This window comes from Alcanivorax sp. HI0044, from assembly GCF_001634945.1.
Genome location: NZ_LWEZ01001252.1, coordinates 1 through 879, shown reverse-complemented (window position 1 = coordinate 879; position 879 = coordinate 1). Strand labels below are relative to the sequence as shown.

Genomic DNA, 879 nt, shown 5'->3' with positions numbered 1-879 from the left:
CTCACCAGGCACAAGCCGATAAAGAGCATGGCAATAAAAACCTGCATTGCCAGCAACCCTGCAACCAGTTTGCCTTTATTTTTTTTCGGTTCGGTTGTCTGCATCGTTTTACTCCACCCGTAACCCGAAAATAAGAACGGCGGTTTCACCCGCTTTCAATTCGCCCACATTGACCGACACATCACCGGTACCCGCTTCGGCAGGTGCAACCACATCGGCGCTGCAATCCCCCGAGGGAAGCTGGCAACGGGTCGCGGAAGACAGCATGGTTGTGAACGGCTGGGTGCGATCATTAATGGTCACTTCATACATGCTCTGCGCCCCGGTATTGGCTGCCGTCAGGCGATAAATCACGCACTGCTCGCCAGGTGTTGCCGTAAATCGGGTATAGACAAAACAGCCATCCGCAGTACAACTGCCCGGGCCATCCGGCACGCCATCACAGTCGGCATCCAGTGCCTGCTCTTTGGTCACGGCCACATCGGTATTGCTGGTCGTGGTGGAATCCGTCGCCGTGTCGGTCACCGTCTGCCCGGCACCTTGTGCCGTAACAGTGAGCGTCTTGAGGTTGGTAATGCCGTACGCTGCCGTGGCCGGGGCAAAAACCCGGGCGAACACGGACAGGCTCTCACCCACGGCAAGCACACCATCTGCCCCGGCAGTCTGCAGAGGAGTGCCATCGACAATCAGGGTATCCGCCGTATCCCATTGCCCATTGCCGTTGCTGTCCTCGTAGAGGGTAATCGACCAGCCATTGTCACTGGCGCTGTCAGGCGTGCCGCTGAGCAGCACATTGGTCAAATCCACATTACCGGTGTTGGTGAGCTGATGGCTATAAAGCACGCTGCTGCCCGGCGCCACTTGCCCGGTCTGGTCCGG

At 58.0% G+C, this 879-nt stretch carries 1 pseudogene; it reads right to left on the bottom strand.

From position 1 onward, the window contains the following. Positions 1-108: 108 nt before the first annotated feature. Positions 109-879: pseudogene (locus A3730_RS17885) on the bottom strand (DUF11 domain-containing protein); the annotation flags it as partial.